The organism is Paenibacillus aceris (genome assembly GCF_017874035.1).
In the GTDB taxonomy this organism is placed as follows: Bacteria; Bacillota; Bacilli; order Paenibacillales; family NBRC-103111; genus Paenibacillus_E; species Paenibacillus_E aceris.
The window spans coordinates 21,584-41,684 of the sequence record NZ_JAGGKV010000035.1 but is presented as its reverse complement, the minus strand read 5'-3'; the positions used below and the strand labels follow the sequence as shown (position 1 = coordinate 41,684).

Annotated in this window: 16 protein-coding genes, 1 riboswitch and 1 other annotated feature; of the genes, 14 read left to right on the top strand and 2 right to left on the bottom strand. The window is 48.1% G+C overall.

What is annotated here, in order from left to right:
• Window positions 1-8: 8 nt before the first annotated feature.
• From J2Z65_RS32985 to J2Z65_RS32955, 7 genes are all read left to right on the top strand, one after another.
• Window positions 9-737, top strand: coding sequence for an ATP-binding cassette domain-containing protein (locus J2Z65_RS32985; protein WP_167055962.1), 729 nt, complete (start codon window positions 9-11; stop codon window positions 735-737).
• 85 nt (window positions 738-822) lie between these two features.
• Window positions 823-1,881: a PhnD/SsuA/transferrin family substrate-binding protein gene (locus J2Z65_RS32980; RefSeq protein ID WP_167055965.1), complete on the top strand. Its 1,059-nt coding sequence runs from the start codon at window positions 823-825 to the stop codon at window positions 1,879-1,881.
• 42 nt (window positions 1,882-1,923) lie between these two features.
• Window positions 1,924-2,712 carry a phosphonate ABC transporter ATP-binding protein gene (phnC, locus tag J2Z65_RS32975; protein WP_167055968.1) on the top strand — a complete coding sequence of 263 codons (789 nt, stop codon included), beginning with the start codon at window positions 1,924-1,926 and terminating at the stop codon, window positions 2,710-2,712.
• Window positions 2,702-3,487, top strand: a complete 786-nt coding sequence (locus tag J2Z65_RS32970; protein WP_167055971.1) for a PhnE/PtxC family ABC transporter permease — start codon at window positions 2,702-2,704, stop codon at window positions 3,485-3,487. Before phnC ends, J2Z65_RS32970 begins: the two co-directional genes overlap by 11 nt.
• Window position 3,488: 1 nt before the next feature.
• A complete protein-coding gene (locus tag J2Z65_RS32965; RefSeq protein ID WP_167055974.1) occupies window positions 3,489-4,355 on the top strand; it encodes a PhnE/PtxC family ABC transporter permease in 867 nt (288 codons plus the stop codon).
• Between the two features lie 301 nt (window positions 4,356-4,656).
• Window positions 4,657-4,909, top strand: a binding site (T-box leader).
• A 50-nt stretch (window positions 4,910-4,959) separates the two neighbouring features.
• Window positions 4,960-8,040, top strand: a complete 3,081-nt coding sequence (ileS, locus tag J2Z65_RS32960; protein ID WP_167055977.1) for an isoleucine--tRNA ligase — start codon at window positions 4,960-4,962, stop codon at window positions 8,038-8,040.
• 368 nt (window positions 8,041-8,408) lie between these two features.
• Window positions 8,409-8,795 (top strand): cyclic-phosphate processing receiver domain-containing protein, encoded by a 387-nt coding sequence (locus J2Z65_RS32955; RefSeq protein ID WP_240159613.1) that lies wholly within the window; start codon window positions 8,409-8,411, stop codon window positions 8,793-8,795.
• A gap of 62 nt (window positions 8,796-8,857) precedes the next feature.
• Here J2Z65_RS32955 and J2Z65_RS32950 read toward each other — a convergent pair whose 3' ends face one another.
• Window positions 8,858-9,589, bottom strand: a complete 732-nt coding sequence (locus J2Z65_RS32950; RefSeq protein WP_167056049.1) for an SDR family oxidoreductase — start codon at window positions 9,587-9,589, stop codon at window positions 8,858-8,860.
• 109 nt (window positions 9,590-9,698) lie between these two features.
• Window positions 9,699-9,780: riboswitch (ZMP/ZTP riboswitch) on the top strand.
• 49 nt (window positions 9,781-9,829) lie between these two features.
• Between J2Z65_RS32950 and J2Z65_RS32945 the strand changes: the two genes are divergently transcribed.
• Window positions 9,830-10,429 carry a DJ-1/PfpI family protein gene (locus J2Z65_RS32945; protein ID WP_167055980.1) on the top strand — a complete coding sequence of 200 codons (600 nt, stop codon included), beginning with the start codon at window positions 9,830-9,832 and terminating at the stop codon, window positions 10,427-10,429.
• Window positions 10,430-10,514: 85 nt separating this feature from the next.
• On the opposite strand, the gene J2Z65_RS32940 is transcribed toward J2Z65_RS32945, so the two are convergent.
• Complete coding sequence (locus J2Z65_RS32940; RefSeq protein ID WP_167055982.1) at window positions 10,515-11,075, bottom strand: DJ-1/PfpI family protein; 561 nt, start codon at window positions 11,073-11,075, stop codon at window positions 10,515-10,517.
• Between the two features lie 250 nt (window positions 11,076-11,325).
• Between J2Z65_RS32940 and J2Z65_RS32935 the strand changes: the two genes are divergently transcribed.
• From J2Z65_RS32935 to J2Z65_RS32910, 6 genes are all read left to right on the top strand, one after another.
• Window positions 11,326-12,687: an ABC transporter substrate-binding protein gene (locus tag J2Z65_RS32935; protein ID WP_167055985.1), complete on the top strand. Its 1,362-nt coding sequence runs from the start codon at window positions 11,326-11,328 to the stop codon at window positions 12,685-12,687.
• Between the two features lie 112 nt (window positions 12,688-12,799).
• A complete protein-coding gene (locus J2Z65_RS32930) occupies window positions 12,800-14,581 on the top strand; it encodes a cache domain-containing sensor histidine kinase (RefSeq protein WP_167055988.1) in 1,782 nt (593 codons plus the stop codon).
• A 7-nt stretch (window positions 14,582-14,588) separates the two neighbouring features.
• A complete protein-coding gene (locus tag J2Z65_RS32925) occupies window positions 14,589-16,208 on the top strand; it encodes a response regulator transcription factor (protein ID WP_167055991.1) in 1,620 nt (539 codons plus the stop codon).
• A 194-nt stretch (window positions 16,209-16,402) separates the two neighbouring features.
• Complete coding sequence (locus J2Z65_RS32920) at window positions 16,403-18,250, top strand: GH32 C-terminal domain-containing protein (protein WP_167055994.1); 1,848 nt, start codon at window positions 16,403-16,405, stop codon at window positions 18,248-18,250.
• A 27-nt stretch (window positions 18,251-18,277) separates the two neighbouring features.
• Entirely contained in the window at window positions 18,278-19,195 is a 918-nt protein-coding gene (locus J2Z65_RS32915; RefSeq protein ID WP_167055997.1) for a carbohydrate ABC transporter permease, read from the top strand.
• Window positions 19,196-19,213: 18 nt separating this feature from the next.
• Window positions 19,214-20,050 carry a carbohydrate ABC transporter permease gene (locus J2Z65_RS32910; RefSeq protein WP_167056000.1) on the top strand — a complete coding sequence of 279 codons (837 nt, stop codon included), beginning with the start codon at window positions 19,214-19,216 and terminating at the stop codon, window positions 20,048-20,050.
• The last annotated feature ends 51 nt before the right edge of the window (window positions 20,051-20,101 follow it).

Genomic DNA, 20,101 nt, shown 5'->3' with positions numbered 1-20,101 from the left:
GGAATGGCGTGGATAATTTGCTGTCGATAGAATGTTTGGCCAAATCTTTCACTCTGCATAATTTGAATAAACAAATTTCTGCGGTTGAAGATGTTAGCTTGTACCTGAAAGAAGGGGAATTTGTTGGGATTACCGGGAAGAGCGGCAGCGGTAAATCCACCGTTCTCAAATGCATCTACCGCACTTACCTGCCTCATTCGGGGCATATCTGGTACAACTCGGAGAGATTCGGCCGCATCGATCTGGCTACCGCTCCCGAGCGGACCATCATCGAGCTGCGCAAGCATGAAATTGGGTATGTATCCCAATTTCTTAGCGTTATGCCGCGCACAACAGCGAGAGAACTGGTCCACAATGCCATCGTGGAAATGGGCGAAGATGCGCAGTATGCGGAGGCGGAGACGATCAAGATGCTGGAGCACTTCGAGCTCGACCGCAGCTTGTGGGACAGCTATCCGGCTACTTTTTCGGGAGGTGAGAAGCTGCGTTTAAATATTGCGCGAGCTATGGTCAAGCGCCCGAGACTTCTGCTGCTGGATGAGCCTACGGCAAGCCTTGATCACGGGTCAAAGTTGAAAGTGAAGCAATTGATTGAACAGCTGATCAAGCAAGGCACGACCATGCTTGGCATTTTTCATGACCTGGAATTTATGGAGCATCTGTGCAACCGGGAGTATCAAATAAGGGAAGGGAAATTTTATACGGCAGAAAAGAAAAGCAAGTTTACAATCACTTAATATTGACGGAATATTCTAAAAATAATTGGGCGTTAAACTAGAAATGATTCATATAAAATAGGAATACTAGGGAGAGATTCTATTTATGAAAAAGATGTTAACGCTTTTGATCAGTTTATCTCTGGTTGCTGTAGCAGCAGGTTGCGGTACGAAAGCAGGGGAAGCACAGAAAGCCGCAGCTCCCGTTAAGACAAAGGACACGATCACCGTTGCTTGGTATCCGAACGAATCCGGTGCCGAGTTGAAAAATGCGCGGGAAGAACTGGGGAAAGTTATTGAAACTGCAACCGGTAAAAAAGTAGAACACAAAACGACGACAGACTACATTATCGCCATTGAAGCTATTGCAAACGGCAGCGCGGATTTAGCTTATATGGGACCGCAAGGCTATGTTGAAGCCAATGCCAAGAATAATAAGGTTCAGCCGTTGGTCGTATCGAGCGGAGAGTCGGGCACATTGGAAGATGCGGTTTACTACAGCTGGTTAAGCGTACGTAAAGGCGATGAAGCAGCGTATAAGAGCGGTAATGGATTTTCGATAGACAATATTGCCGGTAAAAAATTCTCTTTCGTGTCTAACTCCTCTACATCCGGATTTAAAGTACCGTCTGCCAATATCGTTAACTTTTTTAGCAAAAAAGACAAGTTTAAGAGCTTGACTGCTGATGATCTGCTTCAAGGCGGCAAGGATAAGTTTTTTGGTGAAGTTCTGTTTGGAGGCTCACACCAAGGTGCGGCTGTCAATCTATTGACGGGGAAAGCGGACGTGGCGGCTTTCTGTGATACTTGTGTTACCAACTATGTCGATCTAAGCTCTGGGACGGCCAACACGGCTGGAGCAGTATATAAAGTGAAGCAGGGCGCAGCTGAACCGTTCAACACGCAAGTCGGCAAGGAATTTAGCCTCATTTCTGTTACGCCTGTATTGAACTCCCCGTTTGCCATTAACACAGGCACAATTAGTGCAGATGATCAGAAAAAACTGCGTGATGCCTTTATTTCCGATGCTGTCACGAAGAACACGAATATTTTCCTGCCTAAAGATTCAAAAGACTCCGGTTTATTCAAGCAAAAGACTGGCAAAGAAAAATTTCTGCCTGTAGAAGACGCATTTTTCAATCCAGTCAGAATGCTGTCCAACTAAGCCATCTCATCATGAATGATAAAACCGATTAAGGGAGCAGCTATGACAACGTTATTGGAATTCAAGCAGGTCTCAAAGCAGTACGGTGCGGATACAAGAGCGTTATCTGATGTTAATTTCACGGTGAGGGAAGGGGAGTTCGTGTCCATCATCGGACCCTCCGGAGCGGGCAAGTCGACGCTCCTTCGCTGCATCAACCGGATGATCGACGCTAGCAGCGGGGAAATCATCTTTGACGGCATGAACATTATGGACTTTAGGAAGAGCGAATTGAAACGGCTGAGAACCCGGATGGGCATGGTTTTTCAGCATTACAATTTGGTGAACAGGCTGACCGTCATTGAGAATGTCTTACACGGACGGCTTGGCTATAAGTCCACACTGGAGGGGGTACTTGGGCTTTATTCCAAAGAGGAGAAGCGCCAGGCCTACGCGATTTTGAAAATTCTCGGGTTGGAAGAGCAAGTTTACAAACGCTGCGACCAGCTGAGCGGAGGCCAGAAGCAGAGGGTAGGCATTGCCCGCGCCCTGGTGCAGAATCCCAAAATGCTGCTGTGCGACGAGCCGATCGCTTCTCTGGATCCGAATGCCTCCAAAGTGATCATGGACTACTTGCGCACGATCTCTACCAACATGGGCATCACGGTTATCGTTAACCTGCATCAAGTGGATGCAGCGCTTAAATATTCGGACCGTATCCTTGGGGTGAACAAGGGAACGATTGTCTACGACGGTCCTCCGACGGAGATCAAGCGCGATCAGCTTTCTGTGATTTACGGCGCAGAGCTAGAAGACCATTCAGAGGAGCTGGGAGGCCAGTATGCGGGATAACTTCTTTGCCAGAAAGCGGATGAACACGCTGCTCTTCTGTACCCTGTTGTTGGCGCTGACGCTAATCGCTATAATCATTACGGACTATAATGTCGTCAAAGGCTTCACCTCTATACCGAAAGCGGCGGAATGGGCGGTCAGCAACTTTTATCCAAATGAAAAAGCGATGAAGCGGCTTCCGGCTATTATCAGCAGCCTAACCGAGACAGTACTTGTATCCATAGCATCAACGGCGGTTGCAGCCGTATTTGCCATGCTGTTTGCGATTGCAGGCTCCCATACGACAGGCGTGGGCGGTGTGTTCAGTTTTGTAAGCCGATCGATTGCAACCATATTCCGCAACATTGATGTCGCAGCATGGTCGATGATTTTACTGATTTCTTTCGGACAAAATGTGCTGACGGGCTACTTCGCGCTCTTCTTCGGCTCCTTCGGTTTCTTGACTCGTGCTTTCATGGAGTCGATTGACGAAGTAAGCAGCAGTTCTGTTGAGGCATTGAGGTCGACGGGGGCGGGTTATTTTCCCATCATTTTTCAATCGGTGATTCCTGCCAGCATTCCGCAACTGCTCAGCTGGATCTTGTTTATGGTGGAAACGAACATCCGTCAGGCGACATTGATTGGCATTTTGACCGGCACCGGTATTGGCTTTCTTTTCAGCTTATACTACAAAAGCCTAAATTACAGCGCTGCCTCCTTGGTTGTCCTCGTCATCGTCCTCGCGATTTTTCTCATTGAAACGATTTCTACCTATGTTAGGAAGGTGATTTTGTAAAATGGAACTTCAAGAAGCCTTGAAATCTGTCGCTAACAAAGACACGGGTTGGACGATGAAAGATGAGCACTTCAAGAAAAAGCCGTTCAACAAACAAGTGATGGTGATCCGGCTCACTTTGGCTGCGTTGGCTGTACTGACGGTGTATGCGTTCGCTACGTTTGACTATAAGGACATTGAGCTGTTAAATGCCATTTATTCAACAGCTCTTACGATTAAAACGATGTTCTTCCAGCCGCTTTTCAAACACCTTACCTTCATCGAAGCGGTTCAACAGTTAACCATTACGCTGGGACTGGCTTTTCTGACGACGCTGTTCGGCTCAGTTATCGCCTTGTTCCTCAGTTTATTGGCTGCCCAGAACCTTTCCAATCCTAAGCTCTCTATTGTCATTAAAGGCGCAGTAGCTTTTATTAGAGCAGTTCCAACTGTTCTGTGGGTTTTGATATTTGCAGTTGCAGCAGGATTAGGCAGCGTCGCAGCAGTGATCGGAATGACGTTCCACTCCATCAGCTACCTCGTTAAAGCGTACTCGGAATCATTCGAGGAGCTGGACAAAGGCGTTATCGAAGCCTTGAAAGCAAGTGGCGCCAATTGGTGGCAAATCGTGTTTCAGGCTGTTCTGCCATCGTCTGTCTCCTATTTAATCTCATGGACGTTTATGAGATTTGAGATCAACTTTGCAGTCGCGGTGGCTATGGGGGCGGCAGCGGGAGCCGGAGGCATTGGGTATGATATGTTTATGGCCAGTTCCTATTATTACGATGTGAGAGAAATTGGAGCTATCACGTATCTCATCCTTGCGTTTGCCATTGCGCTTGAGCTGCTCGCAGCAAGAATTAAAAAGAAGTTAAGGGTTCATGGGTGAGCTCGCACACCATTTTGTAATTGCCAGGCTCCGCTCGAAAACCGGATTCGAAAGTGTGGCGTTCCTTTATGTAGCCTCGACGTTTGGCAAAAGCTAGCGATCTCTCGTCAGTTTCCCTCATATAGTCCCCATGCGTTTTCCGCCACCCATCTGGGACGGTCCCATCCCATCAACTGGCCCTCTTCATTGTAATGCAGCTTGCCCGGGGGAATACTGTCCTCCTCTTGTTACAGCCTTTTTCTCAAATTCATTTGACAATTCACAGAAAAAGGTGTAGAACAGAACTAACTGAATGTTCTGAGTAAATTCATTGACGAGATCGAGTAAGCTAATCCCTTGTCCCCCAGAGAGTTGGCCATGCGCTGAAAGCCAACGTTCAAGACTTAGCCGAAAATCCTCTCCGAGAAGGAAAGCTGAAGAATTTGGAGTAAGCTGACCCGGGATCCTGCCGTTACATGGGGCGCGTATGATGGTACGTAGGCAGAGGTGCCGGGGATCGAGTTATGGATCATTCGGAACAAGGGTGGTATAGCGAGTTGAATCTCGTCCCTTATGGGACGAGATTTTTTTGTTTGTTATTTTAAAAAGAGAGAGGATGTCCTGCATGAGAAAAGTGGATGTGAAAGAAAAAGCTAGGACCCGCGAGCTGCGTATCCTGAATCACTGGCAACAAAACGATACGTTTCGCGCATCGATCGATCACCGGAGCGACAAACCGAACTTTGTTTTTTATGAGGGGCCTCCTACAGCTAATGGCAAGCCGCATATTGGGCACGTACTCGGGCGCGTAATTAAGGATTTTATCGGCCGATACAAAACGATGTCAGGTTACCGTGTCGTACGAAAAGCCGGATGGGATACGCATGGCCTTCCTGTCGAGCTTGGTGTGGAGAAGCAATTGGGCATTTCGGGAAAACAGGAAATTGAAAAATACGGAATAGCCGAATTCGTTGAAAAATGCAAAGACAGCGTGTTCGAATACGAAAGGCAATGGCGGGAACTGACGGAAGCAATCGCGTATTGGACGGATATGGATAATCCTTATGTGACATTAACGAATGACTATATCGAGAGCGTTTGGCACATTTTGTCCGAGATTCATAAAAAAGAACTCCTCTACAAAGGCCATCGTGTCAGCCCTTATTGTCCTGACTGCCAAACGACGCTCAGCTCTCATGAAGTGGCTCAAGGCTATGAGGATGTCAAAGATTTGAGCGCGACGGTGGAATTCCGCAGCCGGAACGGCCAAGAAATTTTCCTGGCCTGGACGACAACACCTTGGACACTTCCGGCGAACGTTGCGCTTGCGGTAAACAAAGACATTGACTACGTGAAAGCCAAACATAACGGTAAAGTCTACGTGATTGCAAAAAATCTTGTAGATAAAGTATTGAAAGAGGATTATGAGATCCTCTCTACTCATAAAGGGGAGGAATTCGTAGGAACCTCATATGAGCCGCCCTTCAACTACATCTCCGTGAACCGGGGGCATCTGGTTGTAGATGCGGACTATGTGAGTGATACAAGCGGTACCGGAATCGTTCATATCGCGCCAGCACACGGGGAAGATGACTATCGTACGAGCCGTCAACATGGTTTGGATTTTGTTAATGTGGTGAATCAGGCCGGCCGTTATACCGATCAGGTTGTTGATTTTGCTGGACGTTTTGTGAAGGATTGCGACATTGATATTGTAAAAAGCTTATCGGAACGCGACCTGTTGTTTGCCAAGGAACGATACGAGCACAGCTATCCATTCTGCTGGCGCTGTAAATCTCCGCTCCTCTACTATGCGATGGAAAGCTGGTTTATCAAAACGACGGCCGTGAAGGACCAGCTCATTGCGAACAACAGCCAAGTAAATTGGTACCCGGCTCATATCCGGGAAGGACGCTTCGGGAAGTTTCTAGAAGAACTTGTTGATTGGAATATCAGTCGAAATCGCTATTGGGGGACTCCGCTGAATCTTTGGCTTTGTCAGGATTGCGGGGCAGAGTACGCGCCAGGAAGCAGGAAAGACCTGTACGATAAATCTATAGCGCCCATCGATGACAAACTCGAGCTGCACAAGCCTTATGTGGATGCTGTGAAGCTGCGCTGCTCCTGCGGCGGAGTCATGGAAAGAACGCCGGAAGTGATCGACGTATGGTTCGACAGCGGCTCGATGCCGTTCGCCCAGTATCATTACCCTTTCGGTGACCAGAAGTTTTTCCAGGAGCAGTACCCTGCCGATATGATCTGCGAGGGCATTGACCAAACAAGAGGCTGGTTTTTCAGTTTGATGGCGGTATCGACCTTGTATAACGGAGAGCTGCCTTATAAAGGGGTTATTTCAACCGGGCATGTTTTGGATGAAAACGGTCTGAAGATGTCCAAAAGCAAAGGCAATGTCATTGACCCTTGGGAGATCATTGAAGAATTCGGAGCAGATGCCTTCCGCTGGTCTCTGCTGGCTGATAGCGCACCGTGGAACAGCAAGCGGTTTTCCAAACAAATCGTAGCCGAAGCGAAGTCCAAAGTGGTGGATACGATTAACAATACGCACGCCTTTTATTCGTTGTATGCCATGATAGATCAATATAAAGCCGAAGACTACCCGCAGCAAGCGTCAAAGAACGAATTAGACCGGTGGGTGCTGTCCAGATTAAACACAACGCTGAGGAACGTCTTGAAGGGGCTGGAGGAGTACGATTTCCTGAACCCGGCAAAACATATGGAAGCCTTTGTCGACGAGCTAAGCAATTGGTACATTCGCCGTTCGCGCGATCGATTCTGGGGCAGTCAAATGACCGAGGATAAAGTTGCTGCGTACCAAACGCTGCGCGAAGTTCTAATCACACTCGCACAGATGATCGCACCTTATATCCCGCTCATTGCCGAAGATATGTTCAGCAACCTTGGCGGTGAAGGAAGCGTACATTTGAGCGACTACCCGAAGGTGAATGAAGCTGTTATCGACGAGACGCTCGAAAATGATATGGCAACCGCACGCCAAATCGTTGAGCTGGCACGCAACATTCGGAACGAGACTGGAATCAAAACTCGCCAGCCTCTGTCTGAGCTCATTTTCACGCTGGACCGTGATTTTAATCTGGCGTGCTTTGAAGACATTATCAAAGATGAAATTAACGTCAAACATATTCGCATGGAACAAAACGAAAGTACTTTCGTGGACTATCATTTAAAATTGAACTTGAAGGTCGCCGGCAAAAAATATGGAAAGTTCGTCGGTCCCGTTCAGAGTCATTTGAAGCAGTTGACGGCGTCCGAAACGAAACAAGTGTTAGATAGCGGGCATTTGGATATCACCCTTGCCGGCGAATCCATTCATCTTACATTGGATGAGCTGCTTGTGGAAAAGCAGGGGAAAGAAGGGTTTGCTTCCGCGGCGGGATACCAGATCAATGTGGCTTTGAATACGGCTATAACGGAGGAGCTGGAACAGGAAGGGCTCGTTCGCGAGGTGATACGAGGCGTTCAGGATTATCGCAAGAAACTCGATTTACCGATCGATAAACGGGTTATTCTGACGCTTCATGTTGATGCTTCTTTGAAAGCGGCGCTTGAGCGATTCAATCATGTTTTGCAAGAGAATGTGCTGCTTTCTGAGGTCAGATATGCGCAAGTAGCGAATATGGAGGACGTGTCGATCGGCGATTATCAATGCCAAATCCTGATTGAGTAATAGGAGTAAGAAGGGGGCTATCTCCAACATCTGTGGGGATAGCTCCTTTTTCTTTGTTCGCATGAAGGTGCGCTCTTTAAATAGCTTGTGGGAACTACAGGGCGTTATTTACGCATCATAGGCCGATTTCGGCATCTGAACGGAACCACAGGGCCTTATTTGCCCCAAGAGGCAATTTTCGAGCTGAATTCGGTGAAATAGATGATCATGGTTCCCTTTTACTTGTCATCATGTTAATTTATTGGAAAATAGCGGAACATAGTTCCCACTCGTTGAGATTTCGCATAACTGTCGTACGTAAGTTATCCGTCAGGCGCGTGAGCGGGAAACTAATTTTAAGCGTAATGCCATTTGGAGGAGGGTTTCATTTGGAAGTTAAAGCAGCTGTTTCAAGGGTAGAATCAATCAATCTATTTGTTGACGATTTAAGAGACTGCCCGGATGGCTTTACACTGGCGAGAAATTTTGAACAGGCAATTGAAATTTTGAAGAATAATAGCATCCATATTCTAACGCTTGATCACGATCTTGGGGAAGATGAACAAGGAAAAGAACTTCCAAACGGGTATGAACTAGTAAAATACTTTTGTGAACACGGATTAAGAGCGAATAAAATCTACCTACATACGGACAATCCTGTTGGCCGAAAAAATATGTACGAAACCTTACTTGCCGCCCAAAGAAGGGGTTTTATTGATTCGGATATCGAGATTTATCATTATCCAATCACTAAAAACACGTATTCCGGCACGTAAGAGCCTGCCGAGCTGAGAATATGGTGGATTTGAGTCGCTAATGAGAGGAAACAAAACGCTATTTATGTTAATCGATGCCCGCCATCCACATGGAGAACGGTTCCTGTGACGAACGGATTTTGAATCAAATAAAGCACGCTTTGTGCAACCTCCTCGGCAAATCCAACCCGTTTCACAGGGAGCTTCTCTCCCACTGTTTCATAAAATTGTTTGCGTGCAGCTTCCGCCATTTTGCTGCGGGCAGGCGTATCGATTATGCCGGGGGAGACGACATTCACACGGAGTGGCGCAAGCTCAAGCGCTAACGTTTGACCTAGGTTCGAAATCGCTGCATTTACTGCGCCAAGCAGGGCTGATCCGACCATCGGTTTATAGGCGACTACCCCAGAGAATAGCGTGATAGAACCATTCGGAGAGAGGGCAGGGGCTCCATATTTGGAAGCATGGTATTGGCCCCAGAACTTGTTTTCGAATAAAGCGCGGGCTTGCTTCGTTTCCGATTGGAGAAAAGAACCGCCGGATGTTTCGGCCGCACTTATGACCAGATGATCGCAGCTGCCGAGCTTTTCAAAAAAGGATTGAACTTCACTCTCATTTGTCGTGTCGAGCACATACACCTGAGCCTGAGATCCAAGCAGCTCCTTGGCTTTGTTAAGCTTTTCTTCCGAACGGCTGGCAATGATGACCTGGGCACCAAGCGCAATGGCTTTTTGGGCAGTTTCCAGACCGATGCCGGAGCTACCGCCGATAATGACAATCTTCTGAGGATAAAGGCAAACGTTTGGAAGGCGTATTCATTGAGTTGAAAAGATTTGGGTTGGATCTGTGAGGGGAGAATGTCTCTGAGACAAAACTTTATATTGTACTTATCAGAAAATTCTGATAAAAAGGTAATAGGAATGATTTGGTATGTGCAACTGGCGCGTAAACGTGGAGTACCACGAGGGAGCACATATCTCATATGCCGTACGCCTGGGCAAAGTGTTTGGTCTGAGACCAAATGCTTTTTTATTATTTTCGGAGGAGATGATGGAATGGATCAGGCACGGCGGGTAGCGATTTTGATTTTCGACAATGTAGAGCCTATGGATTTTGTTGGACCCTTCGAGGTTTTTATTGCCGCTAGTAATCGGGGAAAAGACTTTCAAGTGTATACGGTGGCCGAACATGACCGTCCTGTTAAGGCGATGGGGAATCTTAGCGTCAATCCTTCTTACACCCTGGATAACTGTCCAAAACCGGACATTGTGATTATCCCCGGAGGGTGGGGCTCAAGACAAGAAATGCATAACGAAGTCATTACAAATTGGATTTACCAAGTAGCGAATGAAGTAGAGCTGCTTCTGTCCGTTTGTACAGGGGCCTTAATTCTAGCCAAAGCGAATGTATTGAATGGATTGAAGCTTACTACAAATCGTTTGGCTGTCGATGAACTTAGAGAAGTTGCCCCAGCTTCCGCACAGATTGTGGAGCATGCCAGGTATTTGGACAATGGGAAAATCGTTCTCTCTGCGGGCATATCCGCGGGCATAGACATGTCCTTGTATGTTGTGGGAAGGTTACTTGGAAGTGAACGAGCATTGAGGACGGCTCAATTAATGGAATATGATTGGAAGGTTACGGAGATACAATAGTTTTTTATTGCAAAATGCTTCTTAAGGATTTCACTATGGAGGAGGAGTCCCAAACCTCACAGTTTAGGATCCTCCATTTATGTAGTTAGTTTGCGAGCAGTTTCATAAACTCGCGCATGAAGCCCGGTAAATCCGGCCAAGCGTGACCAGAGACTAAGTTCCCATCCACATGAAGCGTATCCGCTGCATACTTAGCTCCGAGCTGCTCGATATCCAGGCGGCAAGCCGTATATGCAGTCATGGTGCGCCCTTCAAAGTAATGATTGTCTTTCAAAGCGGAAAATACTTGCGCAGCATGGCAAATTGCGCCCACGGGTTTGTCAGTTTCAAGGAAATGGCGAATAATGCGCGGAACATGTTCGTTGGAACGAATGTATTCGGGTGCTCTGCCTCCGGGAATGATAAGTCCATCATATTGGCTTGGATCTACATCAGCAAAAGCGATGTGAGACGGCAGAAGATGCCCTGGCTTCTCTGTGTAGGTTTCCCAGCCTTCGATAAAGTCATGGACGACTGTACGAAGTACTTTCTTCGTCGGCGAAGCGATAATAGCCTCATACCCTTCCTCTAACACTCGAAAATAGGGATAATAAACTTCCAAGACTTCTGCAGCATCACCGGTTAGAATTAAGATTCTCTTTGACATCGTATCACTCCTTGGAAATAGATGGTAACCCATAAGTAATTATGAACAAACCCTGTCGAGTTGTAAACGGGTGGAATTTGATACGAATTGTCGAATTACGTGTACAATGATATTTTAACAGCCTTCACACATGCTATTGTGCATGATAATTTTATAAGTTCGGATCAGAGCATATTGAATTTATTATAAAAGCCCCTTTGATATGATGATGGCAAGAACAACAACAACAGACAAATGAAAGGGGCATAACATGTTGAAAAAGCTAAGCCAAACTGTAGTAAGCGCTATCGTAGTCGGCGGATTACTAGCGGGATGTTCCACACAAAGCGATAACGGTACTTCCGCTACGTCCTCATCCGCACCAAAGCAAGCTGATAGCACGGTGAAAAAAGAAGATAAAGTCAAGCTGACGTTCTGGAGAAACTCGGGCAACGATACGGAAAACGCAGCCTACGATAAGCTCGTGGCGTCCTTCATGGAGAAGTACCCGAATATTTCCGTGGAAATGACACCGATTCCATACTCGGATTACGACACGAAATTACGCGTATCCATCGCGTCAGGCAGTCCACCGGACATTATGGCGCTCGACGCTCCTACTGTAGGGTCCTATGCGAATGCAGGCGCGCTTAAACCGCTAACAGCCTACTTCAAGGCAGACGGCAATATGGAGGATGTTCCGAAATCAACGCTAGCCACGTATACGTATCAAAATGAAATCTACATGGCGCCTCTCACGGAATCCTCCATTGCCATGTTTTATAACAAAAAGATGTTCCAAGCGAAGGGCATTCCACTGCCTTCCAAAAATCCGGATGAGCCATGGACATGGGATCAAGTGCTCGATGCCGCGAAGAAAATCAATGATCCGGCGAATGGGATCTTCGGGATCGATCCTGCACAGGGCTTTGGCAGCGCTGGAGGTACGGCGTACTTCAAGTATCCGATTATTTGGCAGTTTGGCGGGGAAATTATGAGTCCCGACGGCACAACGTCGAAAGGGTATTTGGATTCCGCGCAAACGAAGAAAGCTATTCAATTCTTCTCGGATCTTTACAACAAGGATAAAGTATCCGCTCTAGAGTATCCGCCAGATCCGTTCCCGAACGGAAAATTAGGCATCACCATTGACGGTTCTTGGTCACTCACGAATCTGAAAGAGAAATTCCCGAATTTCAAATTAGGTGAGGACTATGATATTGCACCACTGCCTAAGGGGACAGCGCAAGCGGTTGCGAATGGAAGCTGGGCGCTGGGCATTTCCTCCAAAAGTAAAAATCCGGACGAAGCTTGGAAGTTCGTCAATTGGGTGACTGGACATGACGGTCAGAAGACATATGCCGGCATGACCAAAGATATCCCGTCCCGTTACTCGGCGGCAAAAGATTTCCCGGAACTGAATGAGTATCCGAAGAACATCTTCGTCATTCAAAATCAGAAGTACGGCAGACCGCGCCCAATCACGCCGATCTTCCCGCAAATGTCGGATGCCGTGAACAAAATGTTCGAGGATGTCACCATCGGCAAGCGTAATATAGACGCGTCCATTGCAGAAGCCATTACGACGATCGATAAGGCTAACGCGGATGTGAAAGCGCAGCAGAAAAAGTAAGGCGTATGAAGATAATAGAGACGAATCATTTCAATGATCGTCTCTTTGTCGTTGTTTCCTAAGAAGATTGACATGTATGATAGACAAATGGAGTTAGGAAACGGGGGATTGTATGTTTTTTTCTTTGAGAAGCCGTCTGATGGCTGTGTTCTCGATACTGCTCATCCTTCCTTTTGCGGCGCTTGCATATATATTAAGCGAGGAAGCGACTCAAACGATTAAGGCGTCAATCGAATCTTCGACCGCCCAAACGATCGAGCAGTTCGCTTCCCACGTCGTGACGCTGCTGACGCAAGTTGAAGATACAGGCAACCAGGTGGTCAGCTCCCGAATCACCCAGGAGTGGCTGAATGTGCACTTGAATCCGGACAATACGATTCAGGAGCGGGTGCTGGCCAAGATGAGATTGCGGGAATATTTCTCCTCGTATGGGGTGAATAATGCAAGCGGCATTTCGATCAGCGCTTTTGCCGAGGACGCCGGAGGGCTGTGGACCCAAGACAGAACCTATCTGAAGAGCGAATGGTTCGAGGCATTCATGACCGTAGGCCAGCGCTGGACGACGGCGCATAAGGATATCGATCAGTCGGATGAGTTCATGAAAGCGAGATCGGTGAATTCTTTCCTTTTTCCGCTTGTTCAGCTGCAATCTCTTAGAAACGTCGGGTTCATTAAGGTGAATTACCCTACTACGCTGCTGCGGAACGCCATTGAGAAAATTCGGGTTGGAAGGACAGGCAAAGTCATGCTGTTGACGCGAGAAGGAAAGAGTGTGCTGGATCAAAATATTGCGGAGGAGCAGAACATTCTGCAGCGTGGTCTTGCGCAAATCGATGACCGGTTTCAGGAGGCGTCCAGCGGCGTTTTCCCGGTCAAGGATACGGAAGGGACGAACCTTCTCTTTTTCCGCAAGCTGCCTGCTCAAAATTGGATCATTGCCGGCACCGTTCCCGAAGGGGAGTTGTACGAGAAAATTACACAGATCCGGCAAACCATGCTGGTAGTTACGGTTATATTGCTTTTACTTGCCATGGTGGCTGCCTTCTGGCTGTCTGCCGGCATTACGAAGCCGCTAAGCAGTATGGGAAGGGCAATGAAGTATGTTCAGCGCGGTGAATTTAATCAAGCTCTGCATGTGATGCCGAAAGTCAGGGAAGGACATAGTGAAGTGGGCTATGTGACGGGTGTTTTCGAGCAGATGACGCATAGGCTGAGATATTTGATCGAAACGGAATTTGAAACGAACTTACGCCGGAAAAATGCCGAATATAAAGCGCTGCTGCTGCAAATCAATCCGCATTTTTATAATAATACGCTTGAAATCATTAGCGGATTGGCCGCCATGAAGCGGGAAGATTTGGTCATGGACGCAACCGAGGCGTTGGGCAAAATGATGCGGTACTCGCTGAACCTGAACAGCGATTTGGTTCGAGTCGCCGAGGAAATGGCCTATATTCGCGACTATCTGTTCATCCTTCATTTGAGACATGAAGAAAGGCTGCATGTTGTGATCGAGGAAGACCCCGCGGCCAAGGATTACATGATTGCCAAATTCATCATTCAGCCGCTGGTGGAAAATGCCGTGAAGTATAGTCTGGAGAAGGAAGGAGTCGCCCAAGTGAGCCTTCGGACCCAGGTGGATGGCGACAGACTGCTGATCTGTGTCAAGGACAATGGCATCGGGATGTCGCCCGAATTGGTCCAAGATTTGCAGGCAGAGCTGGAGGCCGGTGATTCTGTTGCCATTCTTAGCAGCGAGGGGCAGAGCATTGGGCTTCGCAATGTGCTGTCTCGCTGCCGTTTGAATTATGGCGAGCGGTTTCACTTAGACCTACATTCCCAATTGGGCGAAGGGACGGAATTGATGATGTACCTTCCGCTTTTAAGGAGCTGACAACAAGATGTACAGAATTATGCTGATTGACGATGAGGTCGGTGTACGCAACAGCATTAAAGCCAAGATTGATTGGGAATCTGCCGGGTTCGTCATTGGTCTCGAGGCAGCTAACGGTTTGGAAGCCCTGCAGCTTCTAAGCGAGCAGCCGCTGCCCGACGTGGTGATTACGGATGTTCGCATGCCCCAAATGGACGGAATCGCTTTCGTCAAAGCATGTAAGGGGGCTTATCCAGACCTCCGGATTATCGTACTTTCAGGCTACTCGGATTTTGAATATATGAAGGCAGCCATCCAGCTGGGGGTAAAAGATTACTTGCTGAAGCCTGTCGTGCGCAGCGAGGTGACGGCTCTTCTGGCCAAGTTGTCCGCAGAATTGGAAGAGGACCGCAACCGGCTCCGTGAACAGGATCGGGAGGAGATGATAAATAACCAGCAGCTCCAGCTGCTGCAGGAGCAATTGATTTGGCAGCTTGTGAAGGATGAGTGGTTTAGCATAGCAACCATGAAAGACCGGATGGAGCAGCTGCAGCTGTCTTCTTTGGCAGTCGAGGACGTGCACGCACAGTTTGTAACGGTGGAGATGAGGATTCCGAAGGGGAGGCTGGACGATTGGAGCGAGCGGAAAGATCTGTTATACCTCGCCTTCCAGATGCTTTGCCGGGAATCTGTGCAGCGCTGGGAGCAGGTGTATCCCTTTTATGCCATAAGTCATCCTGCCATGATGCATTTCTTGATTTTAATCGGAGACTCAGAGTCCCACGCACGATTCATGGATGATTTTGCGCGCAAGCTGAAGCGAAATATTAAAAGCTATTTGCGAGTAGAGAGCGTACTCGGCATCGGCGAGCCGATCAGCGGGCTCAGGCAGCTTAAGGACGGTTATGCGTCAAGCATGCTGGCTTGGAGTCAGGGCACGATCCAGTCCGATAAAGCGGAGCCGAATCGGAATATGCTGGCTATGACGCATGCGTTCTCTCCGGAAGTGGAGCGCAAGCTGATGCAGACAATCGAGAATCTGGATATGCCGGCTTTCACCAAGCAGCTGCACGCTATTTTCTTAGCGGAGCGAGACACGCCGATGTTTGTTTTCACCTTCCTGACATTGCGGATCATTATGCTGTTTAATGCAATCGCCAAAAAGTTCGAGCTCGGCGACGCCTCATTGCAGAGCTATCTATGGAACTGTCAGATGACAGTAAGAGACTACTCTTCAAGGGAGCAAGTGCTGGAACAGCTGCATGAAATGGCCCAGCTCGTGATGAACGAAGTAAGGAAAACAAGGTTTTCCAGCGGTCAACAAATGATGGAAGCGATTCGCAATTATGTGGACGAAAACTTTTCCTATGAGCTCACGCTGGCTTCGCTAGCCGATATGTTTCATCTCAACGAAACGTATTTGTCGGGACTTTTTAAGCAAAGTATAGGTGTCACTTTTAGCGACTACGTTACAAAGCTGCGCCTAAGCAAAGCGACGGTGCTCTTAAAGGAAAATGAACTGAAGCTGACAGATATTGCTACGCTGGTCGGTTACTCTAGCTCAAGCTACTTTAGTACAGCTTTTAAGAAATATTATGGCAAAGGTCCAAAGGAGTATCGTGAAGAACTACTAAGCGAAAATCGGTAACAAAGCTGCTTCCAGCCCTTAATACCACGATCTGGTGGAGTGAGGGACTGGGAGTTTTTTTGTGTATAGCGTCACATTCAGGCACAGGCAAATCAAATTAAAAGGCAACTCCCAATGATTTTGAAATCTTTCTCCCCTCGCCCTCGGTACAATGACCATACGGAAAAATTCGACGATCTGCAGAAGGAGGACGTATGCGAAAAATAGTAGGAGTATGGGCAATCGGTGCTGCCGCGGTCTCACTTCTGAGTTGGGGGGGAGCGGTATTGGTTCAAGGTGACAAAGATTTGGTTGGCTCAGAGGAAAGCGCAGCTTTTACGTATTCGAGTGAGCCTAATTATTATACAGAAACATTTCGTCCACAGTATCACCTATCGCCGGAATCCGGCAATATGAGCGATCCGAACGGGATGGTTTATTACGAAGGAGAATATCACCAGTTTTACCAAAATAGCGGTCAATGGGGACACGCGGTTAGCAAAGATCTAATCCACTGGGAGCATCTTCCCGCTGCATTGGTACGTGATTCTCTCGGCGAGATTTGGTCCGGCAGCGCGGTGGTCGATGAGAAGGATACGAGCGGATTTTTTGGAGGCAAAGCGGGGCTGGTTGCGATTTTTACCCATTTCAAAGGCGGGGTTCAATCGCAAAGCATTGCCTACAGCTCCGACAAAGGCAGAACGTGGACGAAATACGCGGGGAATCCGGTCATTCCGAATCCGGGCTTGAAGGACTTTCGCGACCCCAAAGTCATCTGGCACGGGCCAACTAAGTCTTGGGTAATGGTAGTATCTGTGGATAACCGTGTCCGTTTCTATACATCGCCGGACTTGAAGTCATGGACGATGACGAGCGAGTTCGGAAGCGATCAAGGCTCGCATGCCGCTGTTTGGGAGTGTCCGGACTTGTTTGAGCTGCCGGTTGAAGACTCCAAGGCGAAAAAGTGGGTGCTGACCGTGAGTATCGGCAGCAATACAGCGACAAAGGGCTCGACGGCACAATACTTTGTCGGCTCGTTCGATGGGAAAACGTTCAAGAATGACAACAAGCCATCCGATGTGCTCTGGACGGATTACGGCAAAGATTTCTATGCCGCTGTCTCCTACTCGGACATTCCCGCCAAAGACGGGCGCCGGATATGGCTAGGCTGGATGTCTAATTGGCGGTATCCATTCGCGATGCCGACGGGCGCCTGGAAGGGCAACATGTCCATTCCACGCGAGCTGAAGTTGCGGAATATGCCTGACCAAGGCTTGCGGCTCGTTCAGCTGCCAATTAAGGAGCTAGACAGATTGCGTGGCAAAGAGACAGCGTTGACTAAACAAGAATTGGCTCAAGGGCATAATCCTTTTGAGGGGATCAAAGGAACATCGTATGAGCTGGTTACGGAGCTGTCCGTCCAGCCGAATGCCAAGGTGGCGTTCAAGCTTAGGAAAGGCAGCGGCCAGGAAACGGTCGTCAGCTATGATGCGCTATCCGCAGAGCTTGCCGTAGACCGGACGCACTCAGGTATCACTTCATTTGAGAAAGGCTTCGCCGAGACAGTAAAAGCGCCGCTGCAGCTAAAGGACGGCAAGCTTAAGCTTCGCTTTTATGTGGATGAATCCAGCCTTGAGGTGTTTGCTAACGATGGCGAGGCCGTCGTTTCCTCTCTGATCTTCCCGGACCCAACGAGCAACCGTATGGAGCTAATGGCTGTAGAAGGCGGCGTCATGCTGGACAGCGCGCATTACTTTCCGATGCAGACGGTATGGCGCAAGGAGGATGTGAATGCCGGCAAGCCGCAGCGGATTGTGGTGAGCAAGAGCACGCTAGATGTACCTGTTAATGGCAGTCAGCAGGTTGATGCCTCCGTAGTACCATTCAGCGCTCCGCAGGAATTGAAATGGGAGTCCGCCAACGATGCGGTAGCTGTCGTTTCTGCGACTCCTGATGGGGCTGTTGTGAGGGGCCTAAGGGCAGGGCAGACGGAAATCAAAGCGGTTAGCGCAGATGGCAGCGTGATTGCCGGCCTCCAGGTTTTTGTTTACGGCGATAACTAACTTTTATGCAGAACGGAGAGACGAACCATGGATACGGTGATACAAACAGCGATTGCAACCAAGAAGAAATCGCAAAGCTTTCGAAGGCATGAGCAGACAACCGCATTCTGGTTTATTTTACCTGCGATTGCTTTATTGCTTGTCTTCGTGTTTTACCCTATGCTGCAAGCCCTTATCATCAGCTTTAAAAATTACTCCTTAGTAGGTGCGGGAGATGTCTTTGTCGGCATGGACAATTATGTGCATCTGATGAAAGACCGTGCATTCTTTAATTCCCTGAAGCATTCATTTTATTTTGCCATCATCGTCATTCCGATACAAACGAGCATCGCGCTGGGGCTTGCGCTGTTGATTCAGAAGAAAACGGCAACGTCCGGGCTGTTTCGAACGCTATATTTTATTCCGGTTATCATTTCGACGGCTGTGGCTGCAACGGTGTTTAAGCTCATTTACAATAAGGAGTTTGGGCTGCTGAACAGTGTGCTGAAGGCTTTGCACCTGCCGGTGACGAGCTTTCTCTCCGATCCGTCCACAGCGATGAACGGCATTATTGTGCTGGGGATTTGGAAAGGCGCAGGGTTTTTCATGATCATTTTCCTAGCAGGCTTGAACAATATCTCTCCTGACTTGTACGAGGCTGCCAGAGTGGACGGCGCATCTCGGATGCAGCAGTTTTTCAAAATTACACTTCCGCTGTTGAACCGGACGATGGCTTTCGTTGTAATTATGACGACGATTGACGCGATTAAACTATCAGGACTTGTCTTCGTATTGACAAATGGAGGGCCGAACAGCTCGACGGAGACTGTCGTGTTCTACATTTACAAGCAGGCTTTTACGCAGATGCGAATGGGGTATGCCACAGCAGCGGCTTTTGTCCTCTTTGCCATCGTATTGACCATTTCACTGATTCAGATGAAGCTGTTTAGCAAGGACACGGATTAAAAAAGGAGGAGAAACGCTATGAAGAGGATAACCAACACCGTAAGAATGATCATCATGATCGGGATCGCTCTGATTTCTGTCGCTCCGATCCTATGGATGGTTGCCGGGGCATTTCGTCCGTATCAGGAGCTTTTTAAATACACGTCCTTGAATATTCACCTGCTGGTTCCGGTGGAATGGACGTGGCGTAATTTTCATAATGTCATTTTCAATGTGCGCAACCCTTTTCTTCGCTATATCTGGAATACGCTCTTTGTAGCTACGATTGTCACCGCGCTTGTACTTATCATTAATGCTATGGCGGCTTTTGCGTTTGCGAAGCTCAAATTTCGGTTCAAAAAAGTCGTTTTCGCTCTGTTTATGTCTGCAATGATTATCCCGGGTGAAGTGACGCTCGTGCCCAATTACCTGCTCATGCATGATCTGGGTTGGCTGAATTCGTACAAAGCGCTGATCGTCCCCTCCCTTTTGTCTGTGTTCGGAATTTTTATGTTGCGGCAATTTTTCGCGGAGGTACCCAGCGAAATGATGGAGGCGGCACGTATGGACGGAGCCAGCTTACCGCGCACTTTCGTATCGATCGTGCTTCCGGCGGCAGTGCCGGCTTTAATTACACTGGGATTAATGACGTTCCTTGGCAATTGGGACTCCTATCTCTGGCCGCTCATTGTTATTAACGATCAGAAGATGCAGATGATCCAAGTAGGGATTTCTACGTTCTCCTCCAATGAAGGAACGGATTGGTCCAAAGTGCTCGCCGCCAACACCTTGTCTACCGTGCCGATCTTATTCCTGTTTTTATTTTTGCAACGCTACTATATTCAGGGGATTACGATGTCAGGCATTAAAGGCTAGGGTTGGAGAGAGTTGAAGAGAACTGGTATAACAGGAAGAAAGGGAGCTTAA